This is a genomic window from Catellatospora sp. IY07-71 (assembly GCF_018326265.1).
GTDB lineage: Bacteria > Actinomycetota > Actinomycetes > Mycobacteriales > Micromonosporaceae > Catellatospora.
In genome coordinates, this window is sequence record NZ_AP023360.1 from 1679571 (window position 1) to 1696798 (window position 17228).

The following is a 17228-nucleotide window of genomic DNA, read 5'->3' on the forward strand; positions in this document are numbered from 1 at the left end:
CTTTCGCGTATCTCGGTCAGCGGCGTTCCGCCGCCGCGGCGACCCGCTCGGCCGCCGGAGCGACCGCGGGCGGCCGCCGTCTGCCCGTCACGTTCTCCCGGCGCAGCAGGCGCTGGAAGTCCTTCGGGGCGACGGTCATGACCCACAGCAGCATCGCGATGCGGCGGGTCGAGGTGAACTTGTAGTAGCGCGCCGACGGCGCGGCGAACCGGTAGAGCGGCGGCACGAACCGCGACCGGGCGAGCCGCCGGAAGATGGCCTGCGCCGCCCCGGCCGGGGTGCGCACGCCGCGCCGCACGTCCTCGTACTGCGCGAAGAACCAGGCCAGCAACGGCACCAGCCCGTCCGGCGTACGGAACCACAGCGCCCCGTCGCCGAACCGCTCGACGGGGGACCAGGACCCCTCGGTCTCCGCGTCGGCGCAGGCGCGCTTCAGCGAGAGGTGCGCGAGGATCTGCCACAGCAGCCAGACCCGGCTGAACGCGTTGAACGACGCGAAGTCCGCGCCGGCGATCCGCGCGGACGCGAGCATCCGGTCGTTGTACGCGAGCAGTTTGTGCTGGAACCGGGCCACCCCGGCCAGCGCGTCCTCGGCCGGCTCGGCGCCGTCGAGCACCCGCAGCAGGGCCGCGGCCGTGGCGTGCACGACCTCGGCCGCCACCGAGATGTCCGAGGACAGGAAGTCCTCGACCACCCCGACGGCCCGGTCCACGGCGATCCACCGCGGGCCGTACGTGGCGTGCAGCGGCCGCCGGGACGTGTTGGCCGCGGTCCACGGCCGGCTGGCCACCGCCCGCCGGAACTGCGCGGCCATGGTCGGGTAGCGGGCGACGACCGTCCGGAACAGCTCCTCCGACTCGTTCGGCAGCACCGCCGCGCTGTCCCGGTCCACGCTCAGCGTCACCGCGCACACCGGGTTGATGCCCTCCGGGTGGTTGGCGAACGTGACCACCTGCACCCAGCCGCCCGGGAACAGGTGGTGCACCGTGCCCGCCGACCACGGCGTGGCCTGCCGGTACGAGCTCAGCCGGGCCACCTCGCCCAGATCCTCCACGCCCGTCATGTACGTGGTGAGCACGCGCGAGCGCAGCGCCAGGTCCGTGTCGTCACCGGCGTCGCCGGTCAGCGCGGTGCCGGAGGCGTCGACCAGGTAGCGGACGCTGACCTGGGTGCCGTTGGACAGGGTCAGCCGCACCCGGTCCGGCGTGGGCTCCGCGGCCGTGACGGTCGCGGCGGTGATGAGGTGGGCCCCGCGGCGGGCCGCGAGGTCGCACGCGTGCTCGTCCACCACGGGACGGTAGACGTGGCACTCGTTGTGCTCGCCGGGCACGTTGAACTGCACGGTGTGCTTCGGGTCGTGCACCCGGCCCGCCTGGTGGTGCAGGAAGGACAGGGAGCGCTTGACGCCACTGGCCGCCCGTACCGCGGGGGGCAGGTCGACGAAGTGGGCGAACGCTCCGATCTCGGGCACGTCGAACCGCTCGGCCAGCAGCTCGAGCACGGCGGTGGTGTAGGGCACCGTCGTCTCACCGGGCCGCGTGCCGGGCGTCTGCGGGCCGTCCACCAGCAGCACCCGCGCACCGTGGCGGGCGAGGATGGCCGCCAGCCACCCGCCCGCCAGGTGCCGGCCGACGACGGCCACGTCGTAGTCGCCGTCCTGCCGCTGGTCGAACGACTCATCGAATCGATCCATGTCGGTATCCCTCCGATGGTCGCGGGTCAGAAGATCCTGCGGCCCATGATGAATTCCTTGGTCGCCTCCCGAACGAAGCCGAGCATGATCCGGCGCACCTCCGGTGGGGCCTCGGTCGCGGCCCACCACATGGTCTTGGCGAGCTTGATCGGCGTCGGGTTGATGAACCGCAGGTTGCGGTCGTCCCAGCCGAAGTGCTTCGGCACGTACTTGGCCTCGTGCAGGTGCTTGTAGAGGGCGTCGGCGGCCTGCGGGCCGCTGATGGTGCCGGCCTCGAAGTCGTCGCAGTGCTTGACCATGGCGTCGAACAGCTCGTTGTAGCCCTCGTGGTCCGACCAGTGCAGGCCGGGGTTCTTGACGTCCTCCAGCTCCAGCAGGTCCGCCTCGTCGCCGGACTTGCGCCACTTGCGGAAGGCCTCGTGGGCGCGGAAGGCGCCGGCGTTGGAGCCCCAGGCCCAGGTGCGGAACACCGCGGTCCACAGGTCGTAGTGCTCGAACGAGATGTACGCGGCGTTGACCAGCTTGTCGTTGCCGTCGAACAGGGCCTGCTGGCGCCGCTCGACCTCGCGGAAGCGCTCGGCCGAGAAGTCGCCGTCCTTGATGCCGGCGAGGATGCGCCAGGCCAGCACGTTGATGGTCTCGCAGGTGTTCGACAGGCCCCGGGAGAACAGCGGGTCGATGAACGCGGCCGCGTGGGCCAGCAGCACCCAGCGGTCGCCGACGGTCTGCCGGGACGAGTACTGCAGGCGGTCGGTGGCCACCCACTCGCGGACCGGCTTGGCGCCCTCCATCTGGCGCGCGATGTCCGGGAACTTGTTGATGTGGTAGTAGAAGTCCTCCTCGGCGGTCATCCCCTCCTGCTTCGGCCACCGCCGCTCGTCCAGCGTCAGGCCGACGCTGCACAGCGGGTTCTTCGAGGACTTGTCGTTGTCGAACGCGATGACCCACAGCCAGCCGCGCTCGAACAGGTGGTGCACCGTGCCCTCGTACCACGGGACCGGCGGGGTGTCCTTCTTGTCCCGGGCGAACACGGCGTCGGTGTTGGGCATGTCGACGAAGTGGTTCCAGATCGCCCGCGAGTGGTGCTTGAACCGGCACGGCTCCTCGCGCAGGCTGAACTTGTCCGCCAGCGGCGAGCGGTAGCCGCTCGCGTCGACCACGTACCGGCAGCGCACGGTCTCGCCCCGGCTGGAGGTGACGGTCGCGCCGTCGTCGTCGAAGTCGACGTCGACCACGTGGAAGTTCGTGTTCGCGTCGGCGCCGTACTTGACGGCCGCGTAGTACAGGTAGGCGTCGGTGTCCTGCCGGTACATGTGCGAGGTCTCGTGCAGCAGCTTCGGGAAGTTGAACATCGTCAGCTGGCCCGGGTCCTGCGGCTTGCCCTCCTGGTGCTGGAGGAAGCCGAAGTGGTTCTTCACGCCGTGCCAGGGCGAGATGATGTCCTGGCAGCCGGAGAAGGTGGACAGCGCGAGCAGCTCGGGCACGTCGTACCGGATGGCCATGGTGCGCAGCGAGACCAGCATGTTCGGGATGGTGGACTCGCCGATGGCGAACTTCGGGTGCGCCTTGGTGTCGACGATCATGACCTTCGCGCCCTGCCGGGCGAGGATCACCGCGAGCATCGACCCGGCGAACCCGGAGCCGAGAATCGCGACGTCGTAGACGTTTTCCTGGGACTTTCCCTTGTCGGACACTGGATCTCCTTTCGGTGAGGGGTGGGTCACTTCGGCGTCGGGACGCGGAAGCGGCGGCCGAAGACCGTCGGGGCGAGCGCGTGCTTGAGCTCCTCGCCGAACTCGAACTCGCCCTTGTCGAACCGCTTCTTCATGAACAGGGTCAGACCCTCGTAGGTGAGCTGCCCGATGTCGGCCGGAGCCTTCTTCTTGGCCCAGCGCAGCGTCTTGAGCACGCCGATCGTCGAGGCGTCGGTCCACTGGTTGTCCGGGTCGCCGAGCCCGAAGGCCGGCGGCACGAAGTCGGCGGTGCGGATGCGGCGCAGCAGGTCGTCGGCGGCCGCCTCGGGGTCGATCTCGCCGCGGTCGACCGCCTTCATGACCTCGTTGACGTCCTGCAGCAGGCGCAGCGCATTCTCGTACGGCTGCCCCTCGGTGACCACGCGGCCCCGCCACCAGGGCGCCTCGATCGGCTTGAGCACCGACTCGTCGCGGGTGTCGACGTACTTGGCGTACGCCCGGTTGATCTCGAAGGTGGCGATGATCTGGCCCAGCGACCACATCCGGAACCAGGCGTCCCAGAGCTTGAAGTGCCGGAAGGAGATGTACGCGTTGGCGCACAGGTCGTCGTTGAAGTCGAGCAGGCCCTGCTCCAGGTCCTGCATGTGCTGGAAGCGCTCGACCGACCAGTCCCCGTCCTGGATCGCGGACAGGATCCGGTGGACCAGCGCGTTCATCGTCTCCATGGTGTTGGACAGGCCGCGCGAGAACAGCGGGTCGATGAAGCCGGCCGCGTGCGAGGTCAGGCACCACCGGTAGCCGACGGTCTGCTTCGACGAGTACTGCAGCCGGTCCGTGCTGGTCCAGTCGCGGACCGCCTTGGCGTTCGCGAACTGGGGCGCGATGTCCGGGTACTGCGCGATGAAGCGGCGGAACTCCTCCTCCGGGGTGCAGTCCGGCTTCGGGTGCTGCCGCGGGTCCAGCTGCAGGCCCACGCTGTACAGCGGGTTCGTCGCGCGGTGGTGGTTGTCGAAGGCGATGCCCCACATCCAGCCGCCGGGGAAGATGTGGTGCAGGGTGCCCTCGTGCCACGGGCTCGGGTGGTGGTAGCGGCTCTTGGGCGCCAGCTCGTCGTAGGGCTTCACGCCCACCATGTGCGTGAACAGGGTGCGGCTGTGGTGGCGGAACCGGGTCGGCTCCTCACGCAGGCCGAACTTCTCGGCGAGCACCGACCGGTAGCCGGAGGCGTCGACCACGTACTGCGCGTGCACCTGCTTGCCGGTGTGGAACGTGGCGGTGACGCCGTTCTCGTCGAAGTCGAAGTCGGTCACCCGGGTCTGCTGCACGACCTTGGTGCCGTACTTCACGGCGACCAGGACCATCCAGTTGTCGACGTCCTGCCGGAAGAAGTGGTTCTCCGTGTGCGTGATCTTCGGGATGGGGAACATGTGGGTCTCGCGCGGGACCTGTCGCTCACCCGGCCGGTGGTAGACGAAGCCGAAGTTGCGCTTGACCCCGACCTGGGTGGTGACCTTCGAGTAGGCGCCCTCGAAGGTGGCCAGATACTTGATCTCCGGCACGTTGTAGCGCTCGGCGACGAGGCGCATCATCATCGACGTCGCCGGGATGGTGGACTCGCCGATCGACATGCGCGGGTGCGAGCCGGCGTCGACGAGCAGCACCCGTGCGCCGTTGCGGGACAGGCAGGCCGACGTCATCGATCCGGCCAGACCCGAGCCGACGACGATCACGTCGTATTCGTCCTTCGGATCCATCTTGGTCCTTTCGGGTGCGTCGCGTAGGGGTGGAGGAAGCCGAGGCGTCGGCCGGTCGCCCCCCATTTCGAGTTTTCGACATGTGTTGACTTCCTTCTTTGATGACTTTCCCTCTCCGTCCACAAGATGTCAATGCCTGATGACTTGACGCGGCACACGGTCGTGGCTTTAACTGCATCAGTCCAAGGATTTCAACAAGCGAGGAACTCGTCCGACGATGAATCAGCGTCCGCGCTGGTCATGAACCTGCTGGAGGATGTGATGCTGGTACAACGCAACAGGGGCAGGGCTGCCCGCGGGCACCAGCCGCCACCCGCGGTCCCCGATCTCATCGAGACGTTCCAGCGGGTCGCGGCCCGTTACCCGGACCGGGTGGCGATCGCCTCACCGGATGGGGAACTGTCCTATGCCGAGCTGAGCCGTCGCGCCAACGCGGTCGCCGAGCTGCTCGGCCCGTACCCGGGCGTTGTCTGCGTGCTGGCCACGCACGCGCCGGCCACCATGGTCGGCCTGCTGGGCACGCTGCTCGCCGGGGGCACCTACTGCCCGCTCGACCCGGGCTTCCCGGTCGCGCGCCAGCTGGAGATGCTCGCCGCGGCGCGGTCGAGCACCGTGCTGGTCACCGCGGACGGGCAGCTCGCGCCGCCGGTGCCGCCGGGCGTCGAGGTGCTCGACATCCGGCACGAGCCGTCGGCCGCCGAGCCGCCGCGGCTGCCGGACGGTCCCGAAGAGCCGGCCTACCTGCTGTTCACCTCCGGCTCCACCGGGATGCCGAAGCCGGTGACCACGCCGCGCACCGCGATCACCGCCACGGTGGCCTCGCTGCGCAACCTCTTCGACCTGTCCCCGGAGGACCGGGTGCTCCAGTTCGCCTCGCTGAACTGGGACACCGCCTTCGAGGAGATCCTGCCCGCGCTGACCACCGGTGCCACCCTGGTCTTCGACCCCGACGCGCACTCCGGCTCCTTCCACCGCTTCCTGCGGATGCTGGAGCGGCAGCGGATCAGCGTCGTCGACCTGCCCACGGCGTACTGGCACGAGCTGGTCCTGCACCTCGGTGAGGACGAGGCCGAGCTGCCGGCGTCGGTGCGCACCGTGATCATCGGGGGCGAGGCGGTGAGCCCGGCGCGGCTGGCCGACTGGAAGGACCTGCGCACCGGGCACCTCCGCCTGGTCAACACCTACGGCTGCACCGAGACCACGCTCATCACGCACGCCATCGACCTGCACGGGCCGCTGGCCGCCGCCACCGACCCGCAGGATCCGGCCGTGCCCATCGGCCACCGGCTGCCGCACGTGGTCGAGCACGTCACCGACGAGGGCGAGCTGCTCATCGGCGGGCCCGCCATCGCCACCGGCTACCGGGGCATGGCGGACGCGACGCTGGTCAAGTTCGTCCGGCTCGACCTCGGCCCGGCCTCCGGCCGCTTCTTCCGCACCGGCGACCGGGTCCGTGCCCGCGACGACGGCGCGCTGGTCCACGCCGGGCGCCTGGACGACGAGGTCAAGGTGCGCGGCATCCGGGTCAACCCGACCGAGGTCGAGGCGCAGCTGACCAGATGCCCGGGCGTCGCCGCCGCGGCGGTGCTGGGCGTGACCACGCTCGGCCGGACCACCCTGGTCGCCTACATCGTCCCGCGTACGGAGACCGCCGACAGCGCTGACTTCGTCGCGGGGGTGCGCGCCGATTTGGCCGCGCGGGTGCCCGGACACCTGGTGCCGGGCCGCATCATCGCCGTCCCCGAGCTCGTCCACACCGCCAGCGGCAAGGTCGACCGCCGCAGCTCGCACAGCCGCTACACGACCGCACTCGCCAGCACGACCGCGACCGACCTCGGAGGTCACTGATGAACGCGCACGACATCGTCGACATCTTCCGCCGGATCCTGGAGACCAACGACATCGACGTCGACTCGGACTTCTTCCAGCTGGGTGGCGACTCCCTGACCGCGACGCGCATCCTGAGCGCCGTGGCCCGGCGGACCGGCACCGAGCTGACGTTCGACGACTTCATGGCCGCACCGACGCCCGGCAGCCTGTCCGAGAAGCTCGCGGTCGTGGCGGTATGAACGTCATCGTCGTCGGCGCCGGCCTGGCCGGCCTGACCGCGGCCACCGGCCTGTCCGCCGCCGGCGTGGACGTCACCGTCCTCGAGGCGCGGGACCGGGTCGGCGGGCGCACCCACGGCATCGAGGTCGCACCCGGCCGGTGGGTCGACGCGGGGGCTGCCTACCTGGGCGTACGCCACACCGAGCTGATCTCGATGCTGACCGGGCTGGGCCTGCGCACCATGTCGACCGACATGGTGGGGGCGAGCCGGTTCGACATCGGCGGCGGCCTGCGCACCGTGGACGGCCGCTTCCCGCCGCTGAACGCCATCGCCCTGGGCGGCATGTTCGACGCCCTGGACGAGGTGACCCGGCTGGTCGACGTCGACGAGCCGTGGCGCACCCCGGGCGCGGACGTGCTCGACCGGCTCACCGTCGACAAGTGGGCCGCCGAGCAGATCGACCACCCGGACGCGGCGACCTTCCTGCCGCTGTTCCTCGGCGAGATGATGGCCGCCGACCCGGCCGCCGTCTCGGTCCTGCACATGGCCTTCTACCTGCGTTCCGGCGGCGGTCTGCGCTACCTGAACGCGTTCGAGGGCGGCGCGCAGGAGTCCCGCGTCGACGGCGGGGCGCACCAGATCAGCGAGCGGCTGGCCGCCCAGCTGCCGCACCCGGTCCGGCTCGACGACCCGGTCACCGCGATCCACCAGGACGACAACGGCGTCGTCGTGCACTCGGCGAGCGGCGTACACCGCGCCGACGCCGTGATCGTGGCGATCCCGCCGGAGCTGGCCGACCGGATCGCGTTCACCCCGCGCCTGCCGCACACCCGGACCAGTTCGCACACCGCGCGCGGCTCGGCGCTGAAGATCCAGCTCGTCTACCCGACGCCCGCGTGGCGCGAGCACGGGCTGTCCGGCTGGTCCATCAGCGCGGACGGGCCGCTGCTGTCCACCGTGGACGACACGCCCGCCGGGGGCTCCCCCGGCGTGCTCACCGGCTTCGTCACCGGCGCCGAGGCGCACCGCTTCTCCGCCCTCTCGGCGGACGAGCAGCGCGCGGCGGCGATCGCGCAGGCGAAGCACGTCTTCCCCTTCCTGGGGGAGCCGGTCGAGTGCCACATCACCGACTGGCTGAACGACCCGTACAGCGTCGGCTGCTACGCGGCGCTGTTCGGCCCCGGCGACTGGATGCGGCACGGGCCCCGGCTCACCACCGCCTCCGGACGCGTGCACTGGGCCGGCACCGAGACCAGCACCGAGTACTTCGGGCTCATGGAAGGCGCCATCCGCTCCGGACAGCGGGTGGTGTCGGAGGTCCTCACGGCCCACGACTCGCGGTCGCTCGTCTCCGAGCCGACCTGAGCCAGCCCATCCCACCGAGAAGCACACCGCCAACAGAAGGAGTGATCACGATGATCGCTGAGGTCCGCAAGACCGTCATCGACGGCCTGGCCCAGATGAACTACGACGTGAGCGACGTGACCGGCGACACCGTGCTGGGCCCGGAGGGCCTGGACCTGGAGTCCCTGGCGATCGCCGAGCTGGCGATCCTGCTGGAGGACACCTACGGCTCGAAGTTCACCGAGGAGGAGATGTCCGGGTTCACCGGGCTCACCATCGACCAGATCGCGGGCGAGGTCGCTGTCCGCACCGCCGTGGGCGCGAACGCCTGACCGGCACCTTCCCTCCCCAAGTGCACGGCCCGGCCGGCCGGACCGGCCGGGCCGCCCTCAAGTGACGAGGAGACCTGAGAGCGATGCCCGCTTCAGCCGCACGAACCGCAACGATCACCGGCATGGGCGTGTTCACGCCCGTCGGCCGCGACCTCGACCAGTTCTTCGACGCGCTGTGCGTCGGCCGCTCGGGCATCGTCAACCCGCCTGAGGGGCACCCGACCTTCGGCGCCGTCGACGCCGCCGCGATCGCCCCGCCCATCGAGGCGATCGAGGTGCTGCCGCCGCTGGCCGCCCGGGTCGTCGACCGCTTCCTGCTGATGGCGCTGGCCGCGGCCGACGACGCCATCCGCGACGCCAAGATCGAGATCGGCACCGACGTCGACCCGTACCGGGTGGGCGTGGTCGTCTCGACCGGCGTCGGCGGCATGTCCACCTACGAGCAGCAGTCCTTCGGCTGGCAGGCGCGCGGCGGCAACGCGGTGAGCCCGCTGCTCTACCCCGGCTTCCTGCCCAACATGGCCTCCGCCCGGATCGGCATCAAGTACGGCATCCGCGGCTTCAGCTCCAGCATCTCCACCGCCTGCGCCGCCGGTGCGCACGCCATCGCCGAGGCGCTACGCCTCATCCGCGACGACGAGTGCGACGTGGTGATCTGCGGCGGGTCCGAGGCGCCGTTCGGCGGCACCGGCGTGGCCGCGTTCGGCAACGCGCGGGCGCTCGCCGCGGGCTGGGCCGACCCGGCCCACGCCAGCCGGCCCTTCGACGCGCGCCGCAACGGCTTCGTGCTGGGCGAGGGCGCGGGCATCCTGGTGGTGGAGAGCGCCGAGTTCGCCCAGGCGCGCGGCGCGCGCCGCTACGCCGACCTGATCGGCTGGGGCGCCACCACCGACGCGTACCACCCGACCATGCCCCGGCCGGACGGCGAGGCCGCCGCCCAGGCCATGCGCAAGGCGCTGCGCAGCGCGGGCCTCGCGCCCGGCGACGTGAAGTACGTCAACGCGCACGGCACCTCGACGAAGCTCGGCGACCAGGTCGAGTCGACGGCGATCCGCGCGGCCTTCGGCGACTCGCCCGCGGTCAGCTCGACCAAGGGCGTCACCGGGCACCTGCTCGGCGCCGCGGGGGCCATCGAATCGATCGCCACCGTGCTCGCCGTCGAGCGCGGCATGATGCCCGCCACCGCCAACCTCGAGGAACCCGACCCACTGTGCGATGTGGACCACGTCGTGAAGACTCGGATCGGACCGGTCGGCGCTGCCCTGTCCAACTCGTTCGCCTTCGGCGGCCACAACGTGAGCCTCGTCTTCGCCGCCGCCGGCGCCACCGCCGGCTGAGCCGGCGCGTAACCCGCAGGAGTTGCCATGGCAGTCAGTCCCGTCAGCAAGGCCACGCCCGCCCAGGCGGTGCAGCTGGTCGCGATCCGCTCGCTGTTCGCCGTCCTGGAGCGGACGGCACCGGCGGTGGGCGGTCGGCTCGCCGAGCGCATCTGGTGCGCGATCCCGCGTAAGCACCCGGCCGGGGCATGCCCGCCCGGCCGCCGCTTCGAGGTGGCCGGACCCACCGGCCGGATCGTCGCCGAGGAGTGGGGCGCCGGGCCGCGGACCGTCTACCTGATGCACGGGTGGGGTGGCCGGCGCACCGACCTGGGCGACTTCGTCGCCCCGCTGGCGGACTCCGGGTTCCGCGTCGTCGCCCTCGACGCGCCCGGCCATGGCGACTCCGACCCGGGCCCGTTCGGCCCGGGGCGGGGCCTGCTCACCGACCTCATCGGCGCGCTGGGCGCGGTCGTCGCGGACTGCGGACCGGCGTACGCCGTCATCGCGCACTCGCTCGGCGGCTGCGCCACCGGCGTGGCCGTCGCCGACGGCCTGGCCACCGAACGGCTGGTCACCATCGGCGCGCCGAGCGAGCTGGAGCCGCACGTCGCGGTCTTCGCCCGCACCCTCGGCATGGGCCCGCGCTGCCTGGCGCGGTTCCGCACCGGGCTGGAGGGGCGGCTCGGCCGCCCGATGACCGACTTCACGCTGCCCGACCGGTTCGCCGACCGCGCCCCCGAGACGCTCCCGGTGACCCTGCTGATCCACGACCACCAGGACAAGGAGGTGCCGTACACCGAGGCGCTGACGCTACAGCGGGCCCTGCCCGACGTGCGGCTCATCGGCACCACGGGGTACGGCCACCGCCGGATCCTCCGCCGCCCGGAGGTCGTCGCCCGGGTCCTGGACTTCCTCGCGGAGTCCCGGCAGCAGCAGCCGGCCGCCCCGGGCCGGCACGCCGACAGCGCACCCTAGGGAGGATCAGTGTCCACCGCACCCACGCCCGACTGGCTGCTGGAGAACGGCCACGTGCTGATCACCGGCGCCACGGGCTTCTTCGGGCAGGCGCTGCTGGAGCGCCTGCTCGCCGACCACCCGAGCACGCGGGTGACGGTCCTCATCCGGGGCCGCGGCGCCACCTCGGCCGCGAGCCGCCTGGCGGGCCTCACCCGCAAGCCGGTGTTCAGCGCGCTGCGCAAGCGCATCGGCACGGCCGGCATCGAGGAGCTGCTGCGCACCCGCGTCACCGTGCTCGACGGCGACCTGACCTCGCCGCACCTGCGCCTGCCGGACGACCTGACCGCGGTGCTGCACTGCGCCGGGTCGGTCTCCTTCGACCCGCCCATCGACGAGGCGTTCCGGATCAACGTGACCGGCGTGGTGAACCTCTACGACGCCGTGTCCCGCCTGCCCGTGCAGCCGCACGTGGTGCACGTGTCCACGGCGTACGTCAACGGCGGCCGCTACGGCCTGGTCGCCGAGGCGCCGCTGGAGCACGACGTGGACTGGCGGGCCGAGCTGGCCGCCGCGAACGCCGCGCGCGCCGAGGTGGAGCGCGAGTCGCGCCGTCCCGAGGTGCTGCGCCGCCTGCTCACCGAGGGCCGGGCCGCCGACGGCAAGGCCGGGCCGACCTGGGCCGCCGCCGCGGCGGAGCGCTCCCGGCTGGAGCTGGTCGACAAGCGCCTGGTCGAGGCCGGGCGGCAGCGGGCCAAGAGCCTGGGCTGGACCGACGTCTACACGTTCACCAAGGCGCTGGCCGAGCGCGTCGCCGAGGAGTACGCCCGTACCAAGGGCATGCGCATCTCGGTGTTCCGGCCCACCATCGTGCAGAGCGCGCTGCACCACCCGTTCCCGGGCTGGTTCGAGTCGTACAAGATGCTCGACCCGATCATCCTGGCCTACGGCCGCGGCATCCTGCCGTTCCCGCCCGGCGTGCCGGACGCGCCGGTCGACGTCATCCCGATCGACTTCGTGGTCAACGCGATGCTCGCGGTCACCGCCAACCCGGTCGCGCCGGGCGAGACGGCGTACTTCCACGCCGGCTCCGGCTTCCGGAACCCGCTGAGCGCCCGTGACATGGACGAGCACCTGCGCGACTACTTCGGCCGCCACCCGATGCCGGACAAGGACAAGGGGCACATCACCGTGCCGTCCTTCCGGTTCGTGGGCACCGGCAAGCTCGACGGCCTGCTGCGCAACGGCGAGCGGCTGGTCTCGGCCGCCGAGCGCGCGGTGATGCGGCTGCCGTCGTCGCAGCGCACCCGCGGCTGGATGACCAAGGTGCACACCGAGAAGACCCGGGTGGAGCAGCTGCGCAAGCTGTCCGACCTGTACAGCGTGTACAGCGCGGTGGAGACCATCTACACCGACGACCGGACGCTCGCGCTGCACCGGTCCATGCCGCCGGAGCACGCGGAGCGGTTCGGCTTCGACACCTCGGTGATCGACTGGACGCATTACATCCGGGAGGTGCACTGCCCGGCGATCACCGCGCTGCAGCGGCAGGCGGGCAACCGCCGCCCCCGCGCCGCCGGGCCGAAACCGCTGGTCCCCGGCGAGGGCATCGCGGCGGTGTTCGACCTGGAAGGCACGATCGTCAAGTCCAACGTCATCGAGACGTACCTGTGGGCGCGGCTGGTCGACCGGGAGCGCGCGCAGTGGCCCGGCGAGCTGCTCTCGCTGGCCGGGGCCGTGGTCGGCTACGCCAAGACCGACCGGCGCAGCCGCAGCGACTTCATCCGCGAGTTCATGCGCCGCTACGCCGGGGCGTCCGAGGCGGCGATGCGCCGCCTGGTGGACGAGCGGATGGGCGAGGCGCTGCTGCTGCGCGCGATGCCGGAGGCGGTCCGCCGGATCCGGGCGCACCGCGCGGCCGGCCACCGCACCATCCTGATCACCGGCACCGCGTCGCTGTTCCTGACGCCGCTGGCCCCGCTGTTCGACGAGATCCAGGCCAGCCGGCTGCACGTACGCGAAGACGGCGTCATCTCCGGCTACCTGGACACGCCGCCGCTGGTCGGCGAGGCGCGCGCGGCCTGGCTGCGCCGCTACGCCGGGCAGCACGGGCTGGACCTGTCCCGCTCGTACGCCTACGGCGACAGCTACTCCGACCGCCCGCTGCTGGAGCTGGTCGGCAACCCTACCCCGGTCAACCCCGACCCGCGCCTGTACCGCCACGCGAAGAAGCAGCACTGGCACATCGAGCAGTGGGGCGCGAACACGCACGGGGCGCTGGAGACGCTGGTGGAAACCGTCAACCGAGTGCCCGGTGGTGTCCGATGATGCTCGCCCTGCAGTACAAGAACTCGCCGGTCAAGTACCTGACCGCGCGCGGCGTCACCGGCACCCGCTTCGGCTCCCGGTTCACCAGCGCGGTCGTCGGCAACCTGGCCCCGCTGCAGCTCACCCAGCTGCCGGTGCCGGACCTGCCGGGGCGGGGCTGGGTGCGGCTGCGCCCGCTGCTGTCCGGCATCTGCGGCTCCGACCTGGCCATGCTCACCGGCCGGTCCTCGCCGTACCTGACGCCACTGGTGTCCACGCCGTTCGTGCCCGGCCACGAGGTGGTCGCGGTGACCCTGGACGACGCGCCCGACCTGCCCAAGGGCAGCCGGGTCGTGGTCGATCCGGTGCTGTCCTGCGCCGCGCGCGGGCTGCGGCTGTGCCCGGCGTGCGCCGAGGGCCGCCAGTCCCGCTGCATCGCGGTCACCTCGGGCGGGCTCGCGCCCGGCCTGCAGACCGGCTACTGCGGCGACACCGGCGGCGGCTGGGGCAAGCAGATGGTGGCCCACCGCAGCCAGCTGCACGTCGTGCCCGAGGGGGTACGCGACGAGCTGGCCGTGCTGGCCGAGCCGCTGGCCTGCGCCATCCACGCGGTGCGCCGGGTGGCGCTGCCCGCCGGGGCGACCGTGGTGGTGATCGGCGCGGGCACCGTCGGCCTGCTCACCATCCTGGCGCTGCGGGAGTACACCGAGGTCGGCGGCATCCACGTGGTGGCCAAGCACCGGCACCAGCAGGTGCGGGCCCGGCAGCTCGGCGCGACCGAGGTGATCGAGCCGGGCCGTGCCGCGCGGGCCGTGCGCCGGCTCACCGGCGGCAGCCTGGAGAGCCCGGTCATGGGCGCGGAGTACCTGCTCGGCGGCGCGGACGTGACGTTCGAGTGCACCGGCGGCGGAGGGCTGGACACCGCGCTGCGGCTCACCCGAGCCGGGGGCACGGTCGTGCTCACCGGGATGCCGTCGACCGGCGTGGACCTGACCCCGCTCTGGTTCCGCGAGCTGCACCTGGTCGGGGCGTACGCGACCGACTCCGGCGGGGTGCCCGAGGCCGACGGCGGCCGCCAGGGCGACTTCGACCGGGCGCTCGACCTGGTCGGCCGGGCGCCGCTGGACGGCTTCGTGGACGCCCGCTACCCCCTGACCCGCTGGCGGGAGGCGGTCGGCCACGCGGCCGACGCCGGACGCCTGGGCACCGTCAAGGTCGCCTTCGACCTGGCCGAGATCTGAGGAGACCGAGATGAGCAGACCCGGATTCGTACTCGAAGTGGACGAGCGCACCCCCTCTCTCCTCGTGCACCAGGGCGAGGGCTTCCGGCTGGAGAAGTTCCCGCTGGGCACGCGCGTGATCTACCCGCCCGACTCGCTGCCGGGCATCCGCGACCTGGACGCGGCCATCCGGCACGCGCTGCTGCACCCGCACGGCACCCCGCCGCTGCCGGAGCTGCTGCGCCCGGACATGAAGCTGACCATCGTGTTCGACGACATCTCGCTGCCGCTGCCGCAGATGCGCCCGCCGGACATCCGCGGCCGCATCATCGAGCACGTGCTGGAGCTGGCGGCGGCGGCCGGGGTCGACGACGTCGAGCTGCTCGCGGCCAACGCGCTGCACCGGCGGATGACCCCGGCCGAGCTGAAGCGGGCCGTGGGGGACCGGGTGTTCCGCGCGTTCTTCCCCAAGCACCTGCGCAACCACGACGCCGAGGACCCGGACGGCATGACCCACCTGGGCCTGACCCGGCACGGTGAGGACGTCGAGATCAACAAGCGGGCGGCCGAGAGCGACCTGCTGGTGTACGTCAACATCACGCTCACCGCGATGAGCGGCGGGCCGAAGTCGGTGGCGGTCGGGCTGGGCTCGTACAAGAGCCTGAAGCACCACCACAACGTGCACACGCTGCGGCACTCGACGTCGTTCAACGACCCGCCGAACTCGGCGATGCACCACTCCTACCACCGCATGGCGAAGGTGGTGGAGGACCACGTCAAGGTCTTCACCATCGAGACCACGCTGAACGGCGACAACTTCCCCGAGTCGACGAAGTTCCTGCAGAAGCGGGAGTGGGAGTGGAACCTGCGCGACCAGGCGGCGCTGCTGGCGTTCAAGAAGGCCAACGAGATGACGCCGCTGAAGCTGCGGCGTGAGATCTGGCAGCGCAACGACGCGCCGTTCGGGGTGACCGGCATCCACGCCGGCGACCCGAAGGAGGTGCACCCGCTGACCCTGGCCAACGTGCACCGGCAGCAGCTCACCGAGATCGACGGGCAGGCCGACATCGGGGTGTGGGGGTTGCCGTTCCTGTGCCCGTACAACGTGAACTCGATCATGAACCCGATCCTGGTGATGAGCCTGGGTCTGGGTTACTTCTTCAACCTGTACCGCAACAAGCCGATCGTGCGGCAGGGCGGGGTGGCGATCTTCTACCACCCGATGCAGAACGACTTCCACCAGATCCACCACCCCAGCTACATCGACTTCTTCGAGGAGGTGCTGACCCAGACCACGGACCAGCAGGCCATCGAGTCGAAGTTCGAGAAGCAGTTCGCCGAGGACCCCTGGTACACGCACCTCTACCGCAACAGCTACGCCTACCACGGCGTGCACCCGCTCTACATGTGGTACTGGGGCGCGCACGCCATGGAGCACCTGGGCGACGTCATCTTCGTCGGCGCGGACCGCAAGGCCGCCGCGCGGATGGGCTTCCGCAGCGCGTCCACGCTGGCCGACGCGCTGGAGATGGCCAAGGACACGGTGGGCGGCAGCCCGTCGATCACGTACCAGCACACGCCGCCGGCCACGCTGGCCGACGTGCGGTGAGGGGGATCCGATGAGCCTCAAGAGCGACTTTCGGGCGCTGGTGTCCGGGCGGGACTGGCGCGGGCGCTCGCGTACGCCGCGCTCGGCCGTGCCGTACCGCGAGCCCAGCCCCGGGCTCTCCTTTCCGACGGCGTGGACGCGCAGCAAGCCCGCCCGCACCGTGCGGCGCGGCCTGCACCGCGGGGTGCTCAAGCCGCTGGTGTGGGCGCAGACCCGGCCCACCGTCGAGGGCACCGAGTACCTGGACGGGCTGACCGGGCCGGTGATCTTCGCGGCCAACCATGCCAGCCACCTGGACGCCCCGCTGATCCTGAACACGCTGCCGAAGCACTTCGCGGGCCGGGTTGCGGTCGGCGCCGCCGCCGACTACTTCTTCACCGCCCGCTGGCGCGCGGTGCTCACCACGCTGGCGTTCAACGCGTTCCCGGTGGAGCGCTTCGGCGGCTCGTCGAAGCAGAAGCAGGCCAGCCTCGCCCCGGAGCTGCTCGACCGGGGCTGGAGCCTGCTGCTGTTCCCCGAGGCGAGCCGGTCGCAGGACGGCTGGATGTCGCCGTTCCGCATCGGCGCGGCGTTCCTGGCCTGGTCGCGCAAGGTGCCGGTGGTGCCGGTGGCGATGCGCGGCACGTACGCGGCGATGCCGCGCGGCGAGTGGGCGATCACTCGCGGCCGCCCGTCGCTCGTCGTCCGGTACGGCCGCCCGATGCTGCCCGAGGAGGGTGAGCCGGCCCGCGACTTCAACGTCCGCGTCGCCGACGCCGTGCACCGGCTCTGGGCCGAGGAGGACCTGGGCTGGTACCGCGCGCTGCGCGAATCCCACGCCGGCCGTATCGAACGCCCCGCCGGCCCCCAGGGCGCCCCCTGGCGCCGCCTCTGGGAAGCCACCCGCCCCCTCCGCCCGTCCTCCCGCCCCGACCGCATCTGGTCCTGACCCGCTTTCCGCGAAGCTCCCGCC

At 71.7% G+C, this 17228-nt stretch carries 13 protein-coding genes; 10 read left to right on the plus strand and 3 right to left on the minus strand.

From position 1 onward, the window contains the following. Positions 1 to 16 precede the first annotated feature (16 nt). The 3 genes from CS0771_RS07715 to CS0771_RS07725 are packed head-to-tail and all read right to left on the minus strand — an operon-like array spanning position 17 to position 5141. Positions 17 to 1693, minus strand: a complete 1677-nt coding sequence (locus CS0771_RS07715) for an NAD(P)/FAD-dependent oxidoreductase (protein ID WP_212840380.1) — start codon at positions 1691 to 1693, stop codon at positions 17 to 19. A 26-nt stretch (positions 1694 to 1719) separates the two neighbouring features. Further along, positions 1720 to 3387, minus strand: a complete 1668-nt coding sequence (locus CS0771_RS07720) for an NAD(P)/FAD-dependent oxidoreductase (protein WP_212840381.1) — start codon at positions 3385 to 3387, stop codon at positions 1720 to 1722. 26 nt (positions 3388 to 3413) lie between these two features. Further along, positions 3414 to 5141, minus strand: coding sequence for an NAD(P)/FAD-dependent oxidoreductase (locus tag CS0771_RS07725; RefSeq protein ID WP_212840382.1), 1728 nt, complete (start codon positions 5139 to 5141; stop codon positions 3414 to 3416). Positions 5142 to 5402: 261 nt separating this feature from the next. On the opposite strand from CS0771_RS07725, the gene CS0771_RS07730 reads away from it, so the two are divergent. The 10 genes from CS0771_RS07730 (at position 5403) to CS0771_RS07775 (ending at position 17204) form a co-directional block, all read left to right on the plus strand. Beyond that, positions 5403 to 6989: an AMP-binding protein gene (locus CS0771_RS07730; protein WP_212840383.1), complete on the plus strand. Its 1587-nt coding sequence runs from the start codon at positions 5403 to 5405 to the stop codon at positions 6987 to 6989. Beyond that, on the plus strand, positions 6989 to 7210 hold the full coding sequence (locus tag CS0771_RS07735) for an acyl carrier protein (RefSeq protein ID WP_203750822.1): 222 nt from the start codon (positions 6989 to 6991) through the stop codon (positions 7208 to 7210). Before CS0771_RS07730 ends, CS0771_RS07735 begins: the two co-directional genes overlap by 1 nt. Beyond that, complete coding sequence (locus tag CS0771_RS07740; protein ID WP_212840384.1) at positions 7207 to 8556, plus strand: FAD-dependent oxidoreductase; 1350 nt, start codon at positions 7207 to 7209, stop codon at positions 8554 to 8556. The genes CS0771_RS07735 and CS0771_RS07740 overlap by 4 nt, the downstream gene beginning before the upstream one ends. Positions 8557 to 8606: 50 nt before the next feature. Then, positions 8607 to 8867 (plus strand): acyl carrier protein, encoded by a 261-nt coding sequence (locus CS0771_RS07745; protein ID WP_212840385.1) that lies wholly within the window; start codon positions 8607 to 8609, stop codon positions 8865 to 8867. 83 nt (positions 8868 to 8950) lie between these two features. Then, positions 8951 to 10204: a beta-ketoacyl synthase gene (locus CS0771_RS07750; RefSeq protein WP_212840386.1), complete on the plus strand. Its 1254-nt coding sequence runs from the start codon at positions 8951 to 8953 to the stop codon at positions 10202 to 10204. A gap of 27 nt (positions 10205 to 10231) precedes the next feature. Further along, positions 10232 to 11161, plus strand: a complete 930-nt coding sequence (locus CS0771_RS07755; protein ID WP_212840387.1) for an alpha/beta fold hydrolase — start codon at positions 10232 to 10234, stop codon at positions 11159 to 11161. 9 nt (positions 11162 to 11170) lie between these two features. Next, on the plus strand, positions 11171 to 13468 hold the full coding sequence (locus CS0771_RS07760) for an HAD-IB family hydrolase (RefSeq protein ID WP_212840388.1): 2298 nt from the start codon (positions 11171 to 11173) through the stop codon (positions 13466 to 13468). Next, the gene (locus CS0771_RS07765) at positions 13468 to 14688 is read left to right on the plus strand and encodes a zinc-binding dehydrogenase (RefSeq protein WP_212840389.1); all 1221 of its coding nucleotides are present in this window, start codon (positions 13468 to 13470) and stop codon (positions 14686 to 14688) included. The genes CS0771_RS07760 and CS0771_RS07765 overlap by 1 nt, the downstream gene beginning before the upstream one ends. Before the next feature lie 10 nt (positions 14689 to 14698). Continuing rightward, positions 14699 to 16276 (plus strand): lactate racemase domain-containing protein, encoded by a 1578-nt coding sequence (locus CS0771_RS07770; protein ID WP_212840390.1) that lies wholly within the window; start codon positions 14699 to 14701, stop codon positions 16274 to 16276. 10 nt (positions 16277 to 16286) lie between these two features. Next, positions 16287 to 17204: a lysophospholipid acyltransferase family protein gene (locus CS0771_RS07775; RefSeq protein WP_212840391.1), complete on the plus strand. Its 918-nt coding sequence runs from the start codon at positions 16287 to 16289 to the stop codon at positions 17202 to 17204. The last annotated feature ends 24 nt before the right edge of the window (positions 17205 to 17228 follow it).

Excerpts from the sequence above, each read along its gene's own strand:
- CS0771_RS07715 (WP_212840380.1), bottom strand. The coding sequence starts at position 1,693 with ATGGATCGATTCGATGAGTCGTTCGACCAGCGGCAGGACGGCGACTAC.
- CS0771_RS07725 (WP_212840382.1), bottom strand. The coding sequence starts at position 5,141 with ATGGATCCGAAGGACGAATACGACGTGATCGTCGTCGGCTCGGGTCTG.
- CS0771_RS07730 (WP_212840383.1), top strand. The coding sequence starts at position 5,403 with ATGCTGGTACAACGCAACAGGGGCAGGGCTGCCCGCGGGCACCAGCCG.
- CS0771_RS07735 (WP_203750822.1), top strand. The coding sequence starts at position 6,989 with ATGAACGCGCACGACATCGTCGACATCTTCCGCCGGATCCTGGAGACC.
- CS0771_RS07740 (WP_212840384.1), top strand. The coding sequence starts at position 7,207 with ATGAACGTCATCGTCGTCGGCGCCGGCCTGGCCGGCCTGACCGCGGCC.
- CS0771_RS07745 (WP_212840385.1), top strand. The coding sequence starts at position 8,607 with ATGATCGCTGAGGTCCGCAAGACCGTCATCGACGGCCTGGCCCAGATG.
- CS0771_RS07750 (WP_212840386.1), top strand. The coding sequence starts at position 8,951 with ATGCCCGCTTCAGCCGCACGAACCGCAACGATCACCGGCATGGGCGTG.
- CS0771_RS07755 (WP_212840387.1), top strand. The coding sequence starts at position 10,232 with ATGGCAGTCAGTCCCGTCAGCAAGGCCACGCCCGCCCAGGCGGTGCAG.
- CS0771_RS07765 (WP_212840389.1), top strand. The coding sequence starts at position 13,468 with ATGCTCGCCCTGCAGTACAAGAACTCGCCGGTCAAGTACCTGACCGCG.
- CS0771_RS07770 (WP_212840390.1), top strand. The coding sequence starts at position 14,699 with ATGAGCAGACCCGGATTCGTACTCGAAGTGGACGAGCGCACCCCCTCT.
- CS0771_RS07775 (WP_212840391.1), top strand. The coding sequence starts at position 16,287 with ATGAGCCTCAAGAGCGACTTTCGGGCGCTGGTGTCCGGGCGGGACTGG.